Source organism: Microbulbifer maximicatervae (SeqCode) (genome assembly GCF_052467305.1).
The window spans coordinates 1914548-1932315 of the sequence record NZ_CP174306.1; the positions used below are offsets into that span (position 1 = coordinate 1914548).

Annotated in this window: 16 protein-coding genes; 11 read left to right on the forward strand and 5 right to left on the reverse strand. The window is 49.6% G+C overall.

All coding sequences use genetic code 11. The features are described 5' to 3' along the window. From ACJJI4_RS08585 to ACJJI4_RS08600, 4 genes are all read right to left on the reverse strand, one after another. The gene (locus ACJJI4_RS08585; protein WP_282932732.1) at positions 1 to 345 is read right to left on the reverse strand and encodes a metalloregulator ArsR/SmtB family transcription factor; all 345 of its coding nucleotides are present in this window, start codon (positions 343 to 345) and stop codon (positions 1 to 3) included. Continuing rightward, positions 342 to 770 carry an arsenate reductase/protein-tyrosine-phosphatase family protein gene (locus ACJJI4_RS08590; protein WP_444927739.1) on the reverse strand — a complete coding sequence of 143 codons (429 nt, stop codon included), beginning with the start codon at positions 768 to 770 and terminating at the stop codon, positions 342 to 344. The genes ACJJI4_RS08585 and ACJJI4_RS08590 overlap by 4 nt, the downstream gene beginning before the upstream one ends. 98 nt (positions 771 to 868) lie before the next feature. Continuing rightward, a complete protein-coding gene (xthA, locus tag ACJJI4_RS08595) occupies positions 869 to 1684 on the reverse strand; it encodes an exodeoxyribonuclease III (RefSeq protein WP_444927740.1) in 816 nt (271 codons plus the stop codon). A gap of 91 nt (positions 1685 to 1775) precedes the next feature. Beyond that, the gene (locus tag ACJJI4_RS08600; RefSeq protein WP_282932735.1) at positions 1776 to 3875 is read right to left on the reverse strand and encodes a carboxy terminal-processing peptidase; all 2100 of its coding nucleotides are present in this window, start codon (positions 3873 to 3875) and stop codon (positions 1776 to 1778) included. A gap of 545 nt (positions 3876 to 4420) precedes the next feature. On the opposite strand from ACJJI4_RS08600, the gene ACJJI4_RS08605 reads away from it, so the two are divergent. Together ACJJI4_RS08605 and ACJJI4_RS08610 are read left to right on the forward strand one after the other, a co-directional pair. Next, positions 4421 to 5002, forward strand: coding sequence for a TetR/AcrR family transcriptional regulator (locus tag ACJJI4_RS08605; RefSeq protein WP_444927741.1), 582 nt, complete (start codon positions 4421 to 4423; stop codon positions 5000 to 5002). A gap of 330 nt (positions 5003 to 5332) precedes the next feature. Beyond that, complete coding sequence (locus ACJJI4_RS08610) at positions 5333 to 5914, forward strand: carboxymuconolactone decarboxylase family protein (protein WP_444927742.1); 582 nt, start codon at positions 5333 to 5335, stop codon at positions 5912 to 5914. A 755-nt stretch (positions 5915 to 6669) separates the two neighbouring features. Here ACJJI4_RS08610 and ACJJI4_RS08615 read toward each other — a convergent pair. Then, complete coding sequence (locus ACJJI4_RS08615; RefSeq protein WP_444927743.1) at positions 6670 to 7206, reverse strand: lipocalin family protein; 537 nt, start codon at positions 7204 to 7206, stop codon at positions 6670 to 6672. A 217-nt stretch (positions 7207 to 7423) separates the two neighbouring features. On the opposite strand from ACJJI4_RS08615, the gene ACJJI4_RS08620 reads away from it, so the two are divergent. The 9 genes from ACJJI4_RS08620 (at position 7424) to ACJJI4_RS08660 (ending at position 17768) form a co-directional block, all read left to right on the forward strand. Next, positions 7424 to 8683: an FAD-dependent oxidoreductase gene (locus ACJJI4_RS08620; protein ID WP_444927744.1), complete on the forward strand. Its 1260-nt coding sequence runs from the start codon at positions 7424 to 7426 to the stop codon at positions 8681 to 8683. 246 nt (positions 8684 to 8929) lie between these two features. Then, complete coding sequence (locus ACJJI4_RS08625; protein WP_444927745.1) at positions 8930 to 10105, forward strand: Gfo/Idh/MocA family protein; 1176 nt, start codon at positions 8930 to 8932, stop codon at positions 10103 to 10105. A gap of 198 nt (positions 10106 to 10303) precedes the next feature. Further along, positions 10304 to 11365: a sugar phosphate isomerase/epimerase family protein gene (locus ACJJI4_RS08630; RefSeq protein ID WP_444913721.1), complete on the forward strand. Its 1062-nt coding sequence runs from the start codon at positions 10304 to 10306 to the stop codon at positions 11363 to 11365. 56 nt (positions 11366 to 11421) lie between these two features. Next, positions 11422 to 12744 carry an MFS transporter gene (locus ACJJI4_RS08635; RefSeq protein WP_444927746.1) on the forward strand — a complete coding sequence of 441 codons (1323 nt, stop codon included), beginning with the start codon at positions 11422 to 11424 and terminating at the stop codon, positions 12742 to 12744. Between the two features lie 56 nt (positions 12745 to 12800). Further along, entirely contained in the window at positions 12801 to 13808 is a 1008-nt protein-coding gene (locus ACJJI4_RS08640) for a LacI family DNA-binding transcriptional regulator (protein ID WP_444927747.1), read from the forward strand. 70 nt (positions 13809 to 13878) lie between these two features. After that, positions 13879 to 14589, forward strand: coding sequence for a 3-keto-disaccharide hydrolase (locus ACJJI4_RS08645; RefSeq protein WP_444927748.1), 711 nt, complete (start codon positions 13879 to 13881; stop codon positions 14587 to 14589). A gap of 3 nt (positions 14590 to 14592) precedes the next feature. Continuing rightward, a complete protein-coding gene (locus tag ACJJI4_RS08650; protein ID WP_108733294.1) occupies positions 14593 to 14811 on the forward strand; it encodes a twin-arginine translocase TatA/TatE family subunit in 219 nt (72 codons plus the stop codon). Next, the gene (locus tag ACJJI4_RS08655) at positions 14808 to 15719 is read left to right on the forward strand and encodes a sugar phosphate isomerase/epimerase family protein (protein WP_444927749.1); all 912 of its coding nucleotides are present in this window, start codon (positions 14808 to 14810) and stop codon (positions 15717 to 15719) included. The genes ACJJI4_RS08650 and ACJJI4_RS08655 overlap by 4 nt, the downstream gene beginning before the upstream one ends. 252 nt (positions 15720 to 15971) lie before the next feature. Then, positions 15972 to 17768 (forward strand): GMC oxidoreductase, encoded by a 1797-nt coding sequence (locus ACJJI4_RS08660; RefSeq protein WP_444927750.1) that lies wholly within the window; start codon positions 15972 to 15974, stop codon positions 17766 to 17768.

A 17768-nucleotide genomic window follows, 5' to 3' on the forward strand; every position in this document is an offset into this window, starting at 1 on the left:
TCAGCAGCACAGACTTGTGCGCTCTGGCCGGTCTCCCATTTGAATCAGGTTGTTGAGGTCTTCGGTAATAAAGTGCTGGTTCGCCTGTAAGGTGTCGAATAGTACAGACTTTGCCCAGGCATTTAAGTCCGGGTTGATTCGGTAAAACACCCACTGCCCCTGGCGGCGGTCCTGGAGCAGGTCTGAACTTCTCAGCAAGGCGAGGTGCCTGGAAATTTTCGGCTGGCTCAATTCGAGGGCCGCAGTTAGCTCGCATACGCAAAGCTCTTCTTCGTGAGCAATAAGGAGCAATGTGCGTAGCCGCGTATCATCGGCCAGGCATTTGTAAAACTGTACTGGGTTCATGCTGCTCTTTTTCGTAAATCCGCCTCGGCTTGGGCCAAGACCAGTAGTTTGATGCGAGTGCTCAACTCACGTGCCGTGGTGTAAAAAGGGCAGAAGCAGTGCCGCTTTGTCGGTTCCTTAAAATTCCAGGCAATCATCTTGTCAACTTTTGGGGAGGGTACGTATTCTTCCCGGCTTTTGTCGCAAAGTGTGATGACCAGGTCAAAAGGTTGGTCAGCTACATCTTCTACAACTTTGGGAATGAGTCCCTCTGTTGAAACCCCCAGTCGCTCCAGTGCTTGCAGTGCGCGTGGGTCCACTGTATGGACATTGGTTCCGGCGCCAACGGCTTCGTACGAGCTGCCTCCAAAATGCCGCAATAGTGCCTCAGCCATCAGTGAGCGGGCAGAGTCCCCAGCGCAAACAAACAGAACACGCCTTTTCATTGGAGGGCTCCATTTGGCTTTTTAACAATTATATATGGAAAACCATATATTCATAGTCTTAAAAATAGCCCACTGAACCAGCGGGCTGTAACCTGTGCCTAGAGCTTAAACTCGGCCCATACAGGCGCGTGGTCTGATGGGCGTTCCATAGCTCGAATATCGTAGTCCACGCCAGTCCCGACACATTTTTCTAGAAGAGGGTTGGTGGCTAGAATCAAGTCGATACGCAGGCCGCGTCTGGGCTCGCGATCGAACCCACGGCTGCGGTAGTCGAACCAGCTGAATACATCGTCTGTTTCTGGGTTTTGTGCGCGGAAGGTGTCGGTGAGCCCCCAGCCTTCAATTTTTTGAAGCCACTCGCGTTCTTCTGGAAGGAAGCTGCATTTGCCATCGCGCAGCCAGCGCTTGCGATTGGGTTCTCCAATACCAATATCCTGGTCGCTGGGTGAAATATTCATATCGCCGATAACCAATACAGGCGCTTCCGGCTTACACGTGGTTTGCAGGTAGGTGTCCAGGTCGGCGTAGTACTTTTGCTTTGCCGGGAATTTAACCGGGTGCTCGCGATTTTCACCTTGCGGAAAATAGCCATTGATAACCGTGAGAGGCTCAGGACCACCGATATCAAATTTTCCGGCAACCATACGGCGCTGGGCGTCGCTGGCATCGGTTGGGAAACCGTATTCGCGACCAATAAAAGGCAGGCGTGAGAGCAGGGCAACGCCGTAGTGTGTTTTTTGGCCAAAATAAATCAGCTCATAGCCCAGGTCTTTTATCGCATCTACTGGAAAATCTTCGTCGGTGACTTTGGTTTCCTGTAGGCCGATGATATCGGGCTGATGGTTGTCTACCAGGGCCTGCATCTGGTGCAGGCGAGTGCGAATACTATTGACGTTAAAGGAAACAACCTTCATCTCTTCCCCCAAAATAAAAAAGGTCGGGCTAGCCCGACCTAAGAGTTAGTTCGCGGACCGGGCGCACGCCGCGCCCAGTGCCTATCAGTATTTAGAAGTTGGCAACCTGGGGCGGGGCCTTGCTGGCCTTATCGGCCAGGCCGATAAAGTCCGCCATTATATAGCCCGCTTCATTCAAAATTGGATCTTTTTCCAACTTGATCTCTACAGGACCACCAATGTTAGCCACCTCTTCAGATTCGCTTTCTTCGTATGCCTCAAAGTTCTCGTAGGGTTCAAGGCCTTTAGCTTTGCGGCGACGGTTTTCCATATCCAGCAATCGCTGATTAACGGATTTGCGCTCATTCTCTCTAGTTGATTCGTTGAGAGAGACATACTTCTTGTCAGCCCGCTCGGCGTCGAACTTGAACTGATCGCGCAGGAAAACAAAATCTGGATCTGTTTCCGTGCGCTTGTTGTGCTTGGTAATCAAGTTCGGGATCAGCATCTTCAAGTTGAAATACTTCGCATGAGGCACAGCGTGGATACGGTCCCAGGGCAGGGCAGTATCGTAAGCACTCTCACCCACATTTTCGGCATCAATCAACTGTGGCATATCGATGTCCGGCTTTACACCCGCGTGCTGTGTGCTGTCTCCGGAAACCCGGTAGAACTTGGACTGGGTAATTTTCAACTGGCCCTCCTTCAGGGGAGCCATAGTTTGCACAGTACCCTTACCAAAGGATTGGTTGCCTACTACCAGGCCTCGGTTGTAATCCTGGATTGCACCGGCAAAAATCTCGGATGCTGAGGCCGACAAGCGATTAATCAATACCATCAGCGGCCCGCGGTACATGGCGCGGGAGCGCGAGCGATTGTGGCGGGAAATCTGCTCGTTGGCATGACGGATCTGTACAACAGGACCCTGATCAATAAACAAGTCTGTGAGCATGGTGGCTTCTTGCAGTGAACCACCGCCATTGTTGCGAAGATCCAGAATAATACCGTCAACCTTTTCCTCTTTAAGCTCACTCAGCAGACGGGCAACGTCTCGCGTGGTGCTCTTATAGTTGGGGTCTCGGCGGCGATAGGCATCGAAGTCGATATAGAAGGTCGGCAGGTTAATCACACCGATCTTGTAACTCTTACTGCCGTCAGAGAATTCAAACACTGCCTTCTTGGCCGCCTGATCTTCAAGCTTAACTTTGCTGCGCTTGATCAAGATAGTCTTGTGAGTACCGTCGCCACCAGTGGGGATGGTCTCCAGGCGAACATAGGTACCGGCCTTGCCGCGAATCAAGTCAACAACATCATCCAGGCGCCAGCCCACTACATCGACCATTTCGCCTTCTTTATCCTGGCCAACACCCACGATTTTATCGTTGGGCTTGATCTTGCCGGTGCGGTCGGCTGGACCACCGTGTACCAGGCGAGCAACTTTGGTGTATTCCTCGTCTGCCTGCAGCACAGCACCGATACCCTCCAAGGAGAGGGACATGCTCATATTAAAGTTTTCCAATGAGCGCGGTGACAGGTAGTTGCTGTGTGGATCGTAGAGACGAGTCAGTGAGTTCATATAGAGCTCAAATACGTCGTCGCTCTTCTGCTGCTCGAGGCGCTTCTTTTGGCCTTTGTAACGGCGTACGAGAAGGTCTTGGATTTCCTCATCGGTTTTACCGGTAAGGCGCAAATTCAGGATGCTGCTCTTTAAGCGCTTACGCCAAAGCTCATCTGCAGCGCTGATCGAGTTGGGCCACTGGCTTTCCTCCCGATCCAGCTCAAGGGTCTCTTCCCGAGAAAAGTCATAGGCGGGCAGGCCTTTCTCTAGTTGGGACAGGATGTTATCTAGCCGGTCGCCCATACGCAGGCGGAAACGGTTGTAGATACTGAACCCTGCGGTGACATCACCAGCGCGAAGCTGGTCATCCATCTCTGCTTCCCACGCGCGGAACTCATCGATATCAGAGGCGAGGAAGTAACTTTTAGTGGGGTCGAGTGCATCGATATACTCGTTCCACAAGTTCTCGGACATTTCGTCGCCGATTTTGATTTTGTTGTAGTGCAGCATTTCAAGCTTGCTGACTATCTCTTGTGCAGTACCACCTTGACCCTCTTCGGGGGCTATTCGCTCTGGCTCTGCCAGAACGCTTGTGGAAAGAAGGCCAATGACCAAGAAGCCGGAAAAGTAAGCGGCGATCCGATTGGTAAGCATAGGGAGTCTCTTTATACGTCCTACTTCATAGGCGTCCGGCCCTTATGGCTCGGCGACCTATAGCTTAGGACAAGTATAAAGGCTGAAAGCTCCAAAGGGCATGAAATACCTCTAATCAGAGATGGATCTTTTTCTTTAACACTGTATTTAGCAAAATAGCTTTCCTATTGAGTGTGAAATTGAGGCATTTTTTCTCGTTTTGAAGGCTTGAGTATGTATGGTCATCATAACTATTGTGTAACTGCAACTGTAAAAAAGCGTTAAAAACAAGCACTTTGACTAATAGGTCAGCACCACTTTGATGACTTTGAAGGCTTTTAGGGTCATGAAGTTGCACCAGTTACCACTTTATTAATTCGAGTGAGCGCTCCTCGGCTAGAAGTGTTGCTCCAATAATCACTGTGACCGCAAAAATGGTGTTTTGATTTCGGAGCAATAGGCGAATATCGGGCGAGTGCCAGTATCTGTATCTGCGAATCGTGTTTTTACCACTTGGTCCAAACAGTGGTAACATGGCCAGTAGATTTGTTTGAGGTGAGGTGCTTATGCCTTGGGAGAAAAGTTTCGATGTCGATAGCGCAGTTGATAAAGCGACGGAAGCCTTTTGGAAAAAAGGCTTTGAAGCGACTTCTCTGGCCGACCTGCTCAAAGCTACCGGGCTGACTAAAGGGAGCTTTTATAATGCCTTTGGCAGTAAGAAGCAGCTTTTTACCCTGAGTTTACTCAAGTATGAAAGAGAGCAGCGGCGCGACGTAATGGCCCGGCTTGAGTCGTTGGAAGATCCTATTGGCGCTATCAGTCAGCTTTTCGACTCCCTAATTGAACAAAGCCTTGCAGATCAGGAAAAGAAGGGCTGCTTTTTGGTTAATACCGCACTCGATATGCCTAACCTGGATAGCGATATTGGGGATGCTGTAAAAAAGGGCTTGCGGGATACTGAGTCATTTTTTGCAAGGCAGGTTCGCCTGGGGATAGAGAAAGGTGTGATATCTGATCGAGTAGACCCGGAAGTCTGCGCCAATAGTTTACTGACTCTTTTAGTCGGCTTGCGAGTGTTGGCACGTGGAGTTTTTAATAAGGAAAGCCTCTCCAGAATTAAGGTACAGGCATTAGACTTGCTGCGTTGACCTGATCTTTCTTCTGGTGTTGAAAGCTTTTCGTAGGGCCTTGGCGCCGTCCTTTGGGTTGCCAGGGCTGCACTGTGATTTCCCTCTCCTGACCTCCATTGATCCTCCTGTCAATTTTGTATTGGATAGGGCTTCATATTTTCCTGTTCATTCTCAGTAGGCATTAATGCATAGCAAATAGTTATATAAATCATATTTACCGATCGGTACAAACTCATTAGTATTGTTTGTAGCAATCGGTACATACAGTTTACAGGGGTGTCTCCCCTTATTTTTTAACCAGGTTTGGACCGATCGCTACAAACAAGTGAAACTATCTAGTTAGGAAATATGATGGCTATTTTCAAGACTCACACGATTGAATCCGCTCCTGTTGCTGCTCAGCCTCTTCTTGCAGGCGCTAAGAAATCGATGGGCTTTGTGCCCAATCTATTCGCAACTATGTCAGAAGCCCCCGCATTACTTGAGGGTTATACGACCTTGGCGGGAATTTTCGATAAAACCAATCTTTCCGAGACAGAGCGCCAAATCATCTTAATGACAAACAACCGCCTGAACGGGTGTCGTTACTGTATGGCTGCTCACACATCCATTTCCCAAATGGCCGGTGTTGAAGCGGAAATTATTGAAGCATTGCGTAGTAACACACCGATTGCAGATGAAAAGCTTGAGGCATTACGTACATTTGCTGCGGTAGTGAATGAAAGCCGTGGCTGGCCGTCGGAGGAACAAGTTAGCGCTTTCCTTGCTGCTGGCTACACGCAGCAGAGCGTACTGGAAGTGGTTCTAGGTACCGCTTTAAAAGTTATGTCGAATTATACAAATCACATTGCCGAGACCGCCCTGGATAGTGCCTTTGCAGCCAATGAGTGGACTCCGGAAGGAGAGACAGTGGTCTACCCCGTGATCTAGGGCTCTGTGGGTCACTATCCAATTTTGAAGCAATATGGTGTTGGGAGGTGCTCCTCAATTATAAAGCGGATCTGCATGGCTCTTAGGGAGAGTGTGCCTCCTGATAGAGGAATTTTGAAAGTGTAAAAGTGTCTAAGTATGTGGGAGAGAAAGGGCTATTGACTGCAATCATATGCCAAGTGTGCCCTTTCATTTAGTGACAGCAGCTTGTCTCGTACAGGATGGTTGAGGGCTGCAAGGAGTAAGTAGCAATGTTTGGGTAATTTTATTGATTGACTGATGAGACTACCAGAATGGTAGTCCCAAGATGTAAGTTTATTAGCGCGCAAACTCAGATTTAGTCCTGCCTGGAAATGAGCCTGAAGTCTGAGTGGCGCGCTTTCAGAGGCGGCAATTGCAGTATATTTTTTGAACATTTTAAATTGGCTGTTTTTCCGCGAGATCCTCGCCCATTTTGAGAGCTAGAAAATAATTTCATGGAAGCTGGAAATTGGCTGGCGCAACTGAGGCGTTTGCCAGTTACGGTAAAGTGGTTCTCATAACCGCTCCGTAAGGTTGTTCTTGTCTTAAGTTGATTGGTACTTGTCAGTTAAGGTAAAAGCTGGGCGGCCAGGCAAGAGAAAGCATACAAATAACTTAATAAGGCATTTTTAATAGGGTTTATAACTAATTGATTTTAAAGAAATAAAGCAAAGTTAAAGTAATCCGTCAAGAAAGAGAGAGGGTGTCGCGAGTGCAACACCCGTATATATTCTTTAATCGGTCGGTTGGCGGGTCATGATGATCTGGTCAATGGCGTAACCATGCTTTGTAACTGCCAGCTCTAGTAGATAGCTTGTAGTCGCTGCATCCAGCTGGGGAGTGCGGCTTAACAGGTAGAGGCTGGAGCGGTCTGGATCACCAACGAGTGACCACTGATAGCCAGGATCTAGCTCTAGTATCCAGTAGTCGCCGGCAGCTTTACCCTCAAAGAAGGTGATAGCGAGTTTACTGTTCGTCTCATCAATGGGGACTCCAGTACCCTGAACACTGATCGGGAACCCATATTTTGGGTGTAAGATTCGACAAAAATTGAAAACGCTGATAGATCCATCATCATTGAGGCCGTAGTCCGCTGTTACCGCAGTACAAGCCGGCTGGAAAATTTGCGGTAGCCGGGCAATCTCATACCACTTGCCGAGATACTGATTCACATCGACATAGGGAACCGTTTCCAGTTCATCATCTGCCAGAACGGCCTGGGTACTGAGTGCAAACAGTACAATCCCTATACCTCTCAATAAACTCTTCATTTCCTCGCTCCTTGTGTTCGCAGTTTTTTAGGCCGCCAGCTTCATAGCTAAGCGACAATCTCTTTACGGGGATATAACTGGAACGGATTAACCAAGTTCTGTGTTTAATCTGAATTTCAAAAAAGTGTCACCTAGGTGAATGAGCTGAGGTCCTAGAAGTTGACAGAAGGCCAGCCTTTGCTAAGTGGTGATAGATAGGATTTGTTTGAGGCTGACCATGGCTAAAACGGTAGACGTAGACGTCCTGGTATTAGGGGGCGGAATTCAAGCGATTTCATTGTTGCGAGAGCTATCAACAGATTATTCTGTGCTGGCAATAGACCAGGGGTTAGACGATGCCGAGTCGTTACACTTTCATGGCTATTTCTCCTCAGGTTGGAATGCGGCACACCCAAGTGCGGCAAAGGCTTACTTAAAGGCCGCACAGTTTTGGCGCACACAACTGGAGAGCGATGGTGTTGATAGCCACATAACAGACTTCTATGCTGCGCTTCCCCGAGAATTTTTAGATACTGTCGAGCCCAACTGGATTGCGGCGGGTATTCCAGTGGAAGAGGTGCCGATACCAGCTCCTCTGGTAACAACTAGCTTGCCATCGCATCAGTGCTTTCGATTTGCTGATGACCTTATGTTTGACGGCGCTGAAGCCTATCGTCGTTTTAGTGCTCCTGTTAGCGAGAAGTTGGTGAAAGGGAGTATCCGAAAATTCGACAAAGATAGTGGTGGCGTGACTGAGGTCTCTGCCGATATCGGTGGTAGTTCCCACCAAATAAAACCCCAGTTGGTTCTCTCAGCATGCGGGGCGGGCAATGCAGCAATACTCGAAAGTCTTGGAGTGCCAGCTCAAGGTGTGCGGGATAGCCAAGTTGTTCGGCCCCTACATATGTTGCTGGCTAAGGGGGCTAATACCCCTCCAATCTCAGCCTTCCTGATGGACATGGTAGTGGCATATCACCCGCTGGAAAGTGGAGAGGGACTTTGGATACTCACCCTCAATCCAGAGCACCCCAGATTTCGCTCTGGTGTGGTTGACATGAGGGTGGCCCCGCCCATAGAGAGGGCGTTAATCCGGGATACCCTGGATAGATTGGCAAATTGTATGACCGGGTTTGAGGATTGGGCAGCCGGCTGCCATTGGGGTGTTTACGCAGGTTGGAAAACTGACGCTCCAGGGCCGGATGGGGATGCTCTTGTGCAGTTAAACTATCCGCGTCCATACCACATCCACAGCTTTGATATAGCCAATTTCTTGGCGGTTTGGCCGAATCACTGGGGTCTCGCCGTGGAGGCTGCAAAGGAGGCCGGGAAATGGGTACGCTCAAAAGCTAAGCCTCGTCATCTTCAACCTGAAGCGATAGGTAGCTTGCTGCCGCAGTCAGTTGATCATCAAACTATTTGTAATAAATGGCAAAGCGATGAATTGAAGTGGCACTCTTGGGCTGAGTTTGTCCAGAAAATGGGCCTGCCAATCAGGTGATTTGCTTAGTATTTCAGCGTCGAGCCATCAGTCTATGAGTCCAACAAGGCGATATTAACAGCGTATTTCGCTTGCAAAGACATTTTTTTTCTGTATCTTAAATTGAAATGTAACCGGTTACATTCTGTTTCAAACGGTGGAGTGCTACGAAAACCGCGATCTGGAAACAGCGTGTCCGCTTACAAGACACGGAAATAAAAATAAATAGGCTGTTTATTCAGCTGGTTCTTTGAGTGGCCCGAGGGGATGGGTTTGGTTAAAAAAATAAGAATGGGCATGGTTGGTGGTGGAGAGGGTGCTTTTATTGGTGCAATCCATCGGATGGCTGCAGCTCTCGACGGTGAGATAGAGCTAGTCGCCGGCTGCTTTAGTGGCGATTCCGAACGCAGTCGTAAAACTGGTGAAAAGCTGGGGCTACACCCGGACCGGATTTACCAAAGCTATCAACAGATGTTCCAAGAGGAATCCCGTCGCAGCGCTGATGATCGAGTTGAATTTGTATCTGTAGTAACTCCCAACCATCTCCATTTACCCGTTTCTATTGCTGCGTTGCAGGCGGGATTCCATGTCCTCTCCGACAAGCCAGCTGCCTCCACTTTGGAAGAAACACTTGAGCTTAAAAAGGAAGTGGAGCAAAGCGGGCATCTTTATGGTTTGACCCACACTTATGCTGCTTACCCTCTGGTTATGCAAGCGAGAGCAATCCTGGGCAGGAAAGAGTTGGGGTCTATTCGACGAGTTACCGTTGCCTATCCGCAGGGATGGCTGGCACTAGCCGGTGATTCCACGGGAAGTAAGCAGGCGAGTTGGCGAACAGATCCTGCACGTTCGGGAGAAAGTGGCTGCTTTGCGGATATAGGCACCCATGCTCATCATCTGGTGGAGTTTCTTACTGGCCAGCATATCTCTGAAGTCTGCGCAGACGTGCAAGCGGTAGTTGATGAAAGAGCGTTGGATGATGACGGTGCAGCGCTATTTAAATTAGATCAGGGCGCCCGAGGAACACTTACCGCCAGTCAAGTCTGTGGAGGAGAGGGGAACAACCTGAATATCAGCGTTTACTGTGAAGACGGTTCGCTGTTTTGGGAGCAGGAAGCCCCAAACCAATTGCAAGTAAAGCGCAGGGGGCAGCCTGTGGCGATTTGGAAAGCCGGTGCGGATTGTGAGTATCTGGATGGAGACGTCAGGTCTTTCTGCCGGACACCTCAAGGACACCCGGAGGGTTATATAGAGGCCTTCGCCAATATCTATCGCGATTTTGCTGGTCAAGTCCGAGGCCGCCGCGAGGGGGTAGTTTCGAAGAACAGTCCTGCCGTTGGCAATATTGATGCAGGTGTTCGCGCGATGGCATTTGTGCGCGGTGTGCTGGAGAGCAGTCGCGCAAAATCCTCATGGGTTTCCCTGGCGCCTTATTGGAAGTGAGCGGCTAGGTCCAACCTCACAGAATTTAGGTATCTCTGGCAGGGTGGGCGTCCGGCAGCTAGTACGGCACAGGGAGGTGCCGGTGTCGGCCTGCGGCCAGTTACCTTTTGAAGAGTTTTCTCAAAAGGTGCAAACCAATCGCTTGGAAAGGGTTGGTTGCAGAATTAATAAGTACAGCAGTAAAAAGGATAACAATAAATGAAGGCACCCAGAATTCAGGGGCCCGGAATTTTTCTCGCCCAGTTTCTCCCATCGAGCGAACAGCCAGCTTCGCTTGAATCTATGGCTCGTTGGGCATCAGACCTGGGGTACAAAGGCATCCAGGTTCCCACTTGGGACAAGCGGATTTTCGACCTTGAGCTGGCAAGTAAAAGCCAAGCTTACTGTGATGATGTACTGGGAATCTGTGAGGAGGTTGGGGTACAGATTTCTGAATTGTCTACGCATTTGCAGGGGCAGTTGGTCGCAGCTCACCCAGCCTATAAGGAAATGCTGGATATTTTTTCTCCAGAGGCAGTACGCGGAAACTTGCAAGCCCGTGCAGAGTGGGCGAGCAATCAGTTAGTTCTTGCAGCTCGGGCTAGTGCCAACCTGAAGCTCAAATCCCATGCAACTTTCTCCGGCGCTTTACTCTGGCACACTTTTTATCCATGGCCCCAGCGCCCAGCGATGTTGGTTGAAGAAGGTTTTCGTGAACTGGCCCGTTTGTGGCGTCCGATATTGGATGCGTTTGACAGCGCGGGGGTCGATGTCTGCTATGAGCTGCACCCCGGTGAAGACCTGCATGATGGCTTGACCTTCGAGCGGTTTCTTTACGAGGTGGAAGATCACCCTAGAGCCAACATCTTGTATGACCCGAGCCATTTGCTCTTACAGCAAATGGATTACCTGGCCTTTATCGATATCTATCACGAGCGAATCAAGGCTTTCCATGTGAAAGATGCGGAGTTTCATCCGAGTGGAAGGGCTGGAGTATACGGCGGTTACGCCCCCTGGATTGACCGCCCCGGTCGCTTTCGCTCTCTGGGGGATGGTCAGGTAGATTTTCGTGGGATTTTTAGCCGACTGACCCAGTACGGTTACGATCGCTGGGCGGTATTGGAATGGGAGTGTTGCATTAAGGATCAACAGCAGGGGGCCAGCGAGGGTGCGCCATTTATTCGAGAGCACCTGATAACCGTGGCTGACAAAGCTTTTGATGATTTTGCCGGTGCTGAAACAGATCGCGCTCGAAATCGTAGGATTTTAGGGCTGGACTAGTTTTTGCCAATCCCAGTGAACAACGAATAACAATAAATCATGCGGAGACTGGATAGATGAGTACACAGACAAAGGCTTTGCACAGGAACGTCTTCCTGGTAGGAAATCTGTCAATCTTTATGATTGGCCTTGGGTTTGCTGTGAGGGCTTCGATCGCCGGCAACTTACAGTCGGATATTTATGATCATATTGATCTTGCCAACTCCACCGCAATGCTTGGAGAAGCGCTTGGATTTACCTTTACAGGGTTTGCGCTAACCCTGCTATTTGGCAGCGCATTGGTAGATTTGGTCGGTATCAAGCGGATGCTAATGCTCTCATCGATAGGCTACGTATTGGGCAGCCTGCTTATTATTGCAGCATCCTTGGTAACCCCGGGGGAGGGCGTTGAGAATCTGGTTCTTGCGGGATTATTACTTACCGGTTTGGGCTGGGGGGCCGTGGAGGCTGCCAGCAACCCAATGGTTGCTGCGGTTGATCCTGAAAATAAAACTCAGCGCCTAAATGTACTACATGCCTGGTGGCCTGCCGGGATTGTGGTGGGGGGATTACTTGGGTTAGCCATTTCTGCGCTTGAACTTCCCTGGCAGTTGAACCTGATTGTTTTGGCCCTACCGGCTGTGGTCATGGCGTGGCTTGTGTCCAGAACGGAGTTCCCGGTAACTGAACGGGTTTCCTCTGGCATCAGTTATGGCGAGATGTTTAAAGAAGTTTTCAGGCAGCCGATGTTTATTCTTCTTTGGGTTTGCATGTGGCTGACAGCTGCATCGGAACTTGCTCCCATGCAATGGGTGGACCTGACACTCTCAAGAGTCGTGGGAATGAAAGGGATCTTATTATTGGTATACGTGAGTATGGTGATGTTTGTAATGCGCCATTTCGCCGGCCATCTTGCGAGGTTACTGTCGCCTGCAGGACTACTTTGGTTAAGCAGTCTACTTGCGGCAATAGGACTTTATAGCCTGGGAATGGCAAGAACTCCGGTTACTGCATTCCTGGCGGCGACTGTTTGGGCTATCGGTGTTTGCTATATGTGGCCCACCATGCTCGCTACGGTATCCGAGCGTTTTGTACACGGTGGCGCACTGTTTTTGGGGTTGCTGGGGTTTGCTGGGGGAATGTCTATTCAGTTCGTACTGCCGAAACTTGGAGAAATTTTCGACAACGCCAAGATTGAGGCTGCCGGTGGTTTGGAAGCCTTTGAAAAGTTAACGGGCGATGAACTGGATGCTGTGTTGGCAACTGCCTCTATCGAATCATTCCAGTCACTGGCCGTGGTTCCCCTTATCTTACTGCCGATTTTTGCGTTTATCTGGTTTTGGGATCGCAGGCAGGCAGCGAGCAAAGTGCAAGGTGTCACTGCAGTAGGCAACCAGTAGGCGTTTTCCATTTGTGCGAAAATAGTCGACTACTAACAACAAAGTAACGGAAAAGTATGTCAAACATTCGCGAAGTCGCACGTCGCTCCGGTGTTTCCGTCGCGACCGTGTCCAGAGCCCTGAAAGACCCGCAAATGGTTTCTCCGCGGACCAGGGAGCGGGTGCTGAAGGCGGTGGAAGAGGCCGGCTATCGGCCCAATATGTTGGCGAGAAACTTTAGTTCCGGTAAGTCATTTGCGGTGATGGTTCTGGTCCCAAATATCGCCAACCCATTTTTTTCCAAAGTTATCCGAGGGATAGAAAAGGCAGCCCAAGACCAGGGTTACTCCGTATTGCTGGGAGATACCAAGGGCGAACCAGCTCATGAGCAGTTCTATGCGGGAATGGCGCTGACGAATCAGGCAGATGGGCTTATTCAACTGGATAGCCGCTATCCATTTGCAGAGAAAGATGCAGCTTTAGCAGCGTCGATTCCAATGGTAAATGCGTGTGAGCGCATTGCTGAAGACGATCGCTATCCGGTTGTTGAACTGGATAATTCCGGCGCGGCGCAAGCCATGGCTCGCCATTTGATCGAGCTGGGTCACCGCCGGATCGGCATAGTGACCGGCCCGCTTAATAGTCCGATTGTGCGTGATCGCCTGGTCGGTTTTGAGGAGGAGATGCAACGGCACGGTCTCGAATTGAATTCTGACCTGGTTGTAAACGGAGAATTCACTATGCCGTCTGGTGCGGAGGGTGCAAGAAAACTGCTTTCTTTAGCCAGTGCGCCTACCGCCATTTTTTGTATGAATGATGAAATGGCTATTGGTGCTGTTCATCAAGCGAAGGAAATGGGTTTGCAGGTGCCTGCGGATGTATCGGTGGCAGGCTTCGATAATATTGAGTTTTCGCAATTTACGGATCCACCCCTGACAACAATTGACCAGCCCGCAGAGAAGCTGGGCAGATATGCGATGGAAACCTTGCGCCGCATTATTGATGGAAAACCGTTAAAAGCGAGCCGAACTATTTTGCCCTTTGATTTAGTGGTAAGGGGAAGTACGGCCCGCTATCAGGATTAATAAAGTGCGGATGTAAAACCATCGCGGCAAACTGATTAGATAAACACCAATTCATGTGGAGATAACAACGATGAAAAAATTCACTGAGACAAAATTTTGCACGTCTTTACTGGCCTCTGCAGCACTACTAGTCACACTAGGGGGTTGTGAACGGATGGCGGAAAAGTCCGGTATACAAGCGGATAAGGACTGGAGGCATTTATTCGACGGTAAAACGTTGCAGGGTTGGACCGGTGCCAATGGCTCTCATGTAGGAGAGGCCTGGCAGGTCGTTGATGGCAACCTGGTGCTCACTGCTGGTGGAGCGGGGGATATCGTCACTGCAGATAAGTTTTCTGATTTTGAGCTGGAACTGGAGTGGAAGATATCTGAAGGCGGAAACAGCGGCATTATTTATCGGGTAGCTGGTGGCAATGCACCAGTCTGGATGTCAGGTATGGAATACCAGGTACTGGATAACAGTGCTTTTCCCGAACTGGAAAAACTGAGCCACAGCGCGGGATCAGTCTTCGACTTGTATGCACCCAGCGAGGATGAGGTAAAGCCGGCAGGAGAATTCAATAAAACGCGTATTCGAGTGGAGAATGGTCGGGTTGAACATTGGCTGAATGGAAGCATGATTGTCAGCTATGAACTTTGGTCTGAAGATTGGGATACACGTCTTGCCAACAGTAAGTTTTCCTCTTACCCCGATTTTGCCCGTAGTGAGAGCGGCTTTATTGCTTTACAAGACCACGGCGACAAAGTGTGGTACCGCAATATCAGAATTCGGGAGCTGTAAATCATGGGTATTTCAGGCGTGGGTATTTGGCAGGTACTTATTGTTCTTGTGTTAGCGGTTCTACTTTTTGGTAGTGGCAAGATCCGCCGTCTGGGAGAAGACCTTGGAGGAGCGATTAGTGGTTTCCGCCGCTCATTGCATCAAAGCGATAAGGATGGCACTAGAGAAGATTCCCCAGGTAACTTGTCTGGCAATCTACTCCAAGCTGGGGAGCGGGAATGAAGCGTAGAACTTTGCTACAGGTTGGTACCGGCTTGGCTGCAGCTGCTTTTACCGCACCCTTGTTTGGCAATAGTGGGCGAATCATTACCAATACCCCAGGTGGCCCTGTGAAAATTTCCCTGGCCCAATGGTCCCTGCACCGGCAATTGCGAAGTGGCACTCTCAAGGTATTGGATTTTCCTATTAAGGCAAGAAAGGCATTTGCAATTGACGCGGTAGAGTATGTCAATCAGTTTTTTGCCGATAAGGCCAGGGATCAGAATTTTCTTTCAGAGTTGAAAGTGCGTGCAATAGATCACGGGGTTAAAAGCCTTTTGATTATGGTTGATGCAGAAGGTGATCTTGGCAACCCAAATGCTAGCGAAAGACAACTAGCGGTAGAAAATCATTTCCAGTGGGTTGAAGCGGCCAAATATTTGGGTTGCCACTCTATCAGGGTGAATGCTGGCGGACAGGGTAGTAGCAGGGAGGTTAGTTCTGCTTGTAGAGATGGGCTGCGGGCTCTCTCAGAATTTGCCTTGGATTTCGACATCAATATTGTTGTGGAGAACCACGGTGGCTATTCCTCAAACGGGCTTTGGTTATCCCAATTATTACAGTCAGTGGATATGCCGAACTGTGGAAGTTTGCCAGACTTTGGAAACTTTGGTGACTACGACCGCTACTTGGGAGTAGAGCAGTTGATGCCCTTTGCCCGCGGAATCAGTGCAAAGAGCTTTTCATTTGATAAGCGGGGAAATGAGACCAATACGGATTTTGCCCGGATGCTGCGGATAATTCAAAAGGCGGGTTACAAGGGGTATATCGGCATTGAGTATGAAGGCGCCGGCGATGAAGACTGGGGGATCAAAGCAACGAAAGAGCTTTTGCTGCGCTTGTCGCGACAGGGTGAGCTATATGGCGAGTAAATAATAATTATTTGGTTAAAAATGTAACCGGTTACTCTCATTTTTTGATCAAAGTATTTAGGGGTTTCTAGGTTCGTTAAAAATGTTTATAAAAATTAATCTTTTTGGTTAAAAAAACATAAGTTAGACATTAGATGTAACGGATAAGTAAAAATTTTTGGCAAAAAATGTAACCGGTTACAGATTTATCTTATAGATTATTTAAAATTAAACGAGTAAAACAAAAATAATTGATGAAGTAGGAGAGAGGCGATGCCGAATGATGACTTCGAGAAGAAAGAGTATGACGCACTGATTGTTGGGTCTGGTGCTGGCGGCGGTATGGCTGCCTATGTACTAGCCACTGCAGGGCTAAAGGTTCTATTGCTGGAGGCGGGGAGATCCTATGACCCAGTCAAGGAAACCCCAATGTTTAACCTCCCAAAAGATGCGCCTTTGCGTGGGGGTAGCACACCGGAAAAGCCGTTCGGTTTCTATGATGCAACGGTTGATGGAGGTTGGCAGGTACCTGGTGAACCTTACACTCAGGGCTCCAGGGAAAGAGGCCGCCGTTTCGATTGGTGGCGTGCCCGTATGCTGGGTGGTCGCACGAACCACTGGGGACGGATTTCCCTGCGAATGGGTGAGTATGATTTTAAACCCTATTCAAGGGACGGACTCGGTTTTGACTGGCCGATCAGTTATAACGATCTCGCCCCGTACTACGATAAAACCGAGATGCTCATTGGTGTCTATGGCACCAATGAGGGGTTAGAGAATACTCCCGACTCTTCTGCGGGTGTGTTGCTGCCGCCGCCGAAGCCCCGTGCCTATGAACTCCTGGCCAAAAAAGCGTGCGATAGACTGGGGATCCCTGTAATTCCCTCTCACCTGGCTATTCTCAGTGAGCGCCTAGATCACGAAAATATTCCGCAGAAACTATTCCCGGAAAATAAACTTGCCCAGGACGTTACCCGGGAATCGATGAAATCTCGTGCAGCCTGTTTTTGGGCCACGCCTTGTGGTCGCGGTTGCTCTATCAAGGCGAATTTCCAGTCCACGACTGTACTGCTGCCACCGGCATTAGCGACGGGCAACCTGGATATCATTACTGATGCCATGGTGCGTGAAGTTACCGTTGACAAAAAAGGTAAGGCTAACGGGGTTATCTATATTGATAAAGATACCCGTCAGGAAAAATTTGCCAGTGCCCGAGCTGTGGTTGTTGCAGCCAGTGCCGCTGAAACTTCGCGCATCCTCCTTAACTCCAAAAGTACTTTGTTCCCAGATGGTATCGCCAATGGCAGCGGTACCGTAGGTAAATACCTGATGGATACGGTGGGTGCCGGTATTGGTGGGCAGATCCCTGCTTTGGAAAGTATGCCTGCCCATAATGAGGATGGCGCATCGGCGATGCATATGTATATGCCCTGGTGGCTGTACAAAGAGCAGTTGCGAGGAGATCTGGATTTTGCCCGCGGTTATCACATCGAATTTGGCGGTGGTCGCAGTATGCCGGGTGCCGGTGCCTTCGGCGGTATGGGCGACTTTACCAGTGGTGCTTATGGCAAAGATTTGAAAGAGGCCTGCCGGCGTTATTACGGCTCCTTTGTATGGTTTGACGGTCGCGGGGAAATGATTCCCAACGAGGACAGCTACTGTGAAATTGATAAGGGCCAGGTAGATCAGTGGGGCATCCCTGTGCTGAAGTTCCATTGGAAGTGGAGTGACCAGGAACTGAACCAGGCTGCCCATATGCACAAAACCTTTGCTGAAATCATTGAAGGTATGGGCGGTAAGGTCACCTCTACCGTGCAAACCGACGGTGCCAAGGCAATTATCAACGGCGGTGCGATTATTCACGAAGTCGGCACGGCGCGCATGGGCTCAAATCCGAAAGATTCCGTGCTCAATCCATACTGCCAGTCCTGGGAAGTACCGAATCTCTTCCTTACTGACGGCGCACCCTTTGTCTCCAATGCCGATAAGAATCCAACCCTGACCATTATGGCGCTGGCCTGGCGCACCTGCGACTACATCGTGGACCAGTTCAAGAAGAGGAATATCTGA

What these genes read in the sequence shown, in the direction of transcription:
- ACJJI4_RS08585 (WP_282932732.1), bottom strand. Translation starts at nt 345, where the DNA reads ATGAACCCAGTACAGTTTTACAAATGCCTGGCCGATGATACGCGGCTA.
- ACJJI4_RS08590 (WP_444927739.1), bottom strand. Translation starts at nt 770, where the DNA reads ATGAAAAGGCGTGTTCTGTTTGTTTGCGCTGGGGACTCTGCCCGCTCA.
- xthA (WP_444927740.1), bottom strand. Translation starts at nt 1,684, where the DNA reads ATGAAGGTTGTTTCCTTTAACGTCAATAGTATTCGCACTCGCCTGCAC.
- ACJJI4_RS08600 (WP_282932735.1), bottom strand. Translation starts at nt 3,875, where the DNA reads ATGCTTACCAATCGGATCGCCGCTTACTTTTCCGGCTTCTTGGTCATT.
- ACJJI4_RS08605 (WP_444927741.1), top strand. Translation starts at nt 4,421, where the DNA reads ATGCCTTGGGAGAAAAGTTTCGATGTCGATAGCGCAGTTGATAAAGCG.
- ACJJI4_RS08610 (WP_444927742.1), top strand. Translation starts at nt 5,333, where the DNA reads ATGATGGCTATTTTCAAGACTCACACGATTGAATCCGCTCCTGTTGCT.
- ACJJI4_RS08615 (WP_444927743.1), bottom strand. Translation starts at nt 7,206, where the DNA reads ATGAAGAGTTTATTGAGAGGTATAGGGATTGTACTGTTTGCACTCAGT.
- ACJJI4_RS08620 (WP_444927744.1), top strand. Translation starts at nt 7,424, where the DNA reads ATGGCTAAAACGGTAGACGTAGACGTCCTGGTATTAGGGGGCGGAATT.
- ACJJI4_RS08625 (WP_444927745.1), top strand. Translation starts at nt 8,930, where the DNA reads ATGGGTTTGGTTAAAAAAATAAGAATGGGCATGGTTGGTGGTGGAGAG.
- ACJJI4_RS08630 (WP_444913721.1), top strand. Translation starts at nt 10,304, where the DNA reads ATGAAGGCACCCAGAATTCAGGGGCCCGGAATTTTTCTCGCCCAGTTT.
- ACJJI4_RS08635 (WP_444927746.1), top strand. Translation starts at nt 11,422, where the DNA reads ATGAGTACACAGACAAAGGCTTTGCACAGGAACGTCTTCCTGGTAGGA.
- ACJJI4_RS08640 (WP_444927747.1), top strand. Translation starts at nt 12,801, where the DNA reads ATGTCAAACATTCGCGAAGTCGCACGTCGCTCCGGTGTTTCCGTCGCG.
- ACJJI4_RS08645 (WP_444927748.1), top strand. Translation starts at nt 13,879, where the DNA reads ATGAAAAAATTCACTGAGACAAAATTTTGCACGTCTTTACTGGCCTCT.
- ACJJI4_RS08650 (WP_108733294.1), top strand. Translation starts at nt 14,593, where the DNA reads ATGGGTATTTCAGGCGTGGGTATTTGGCAGGTACTTATTGTTCTTGTG.
- ACJJI4_RS08655 (WP_444927749.1), top strand. Translation starts at nt 14,808, where the DNA reads ATGAAGCGTAGAACTTTGCTACAGGTTGGTACCGGCTTGGCTGCAGCT.
- ACJJI4_RS08660 (WP_444927750.1), top strand. Translation starts at nt 15,972, where the DNA reads ATGCCGAATGATGACTTCGAGAAGAAAGAGTATGACGCACTGATTGTT.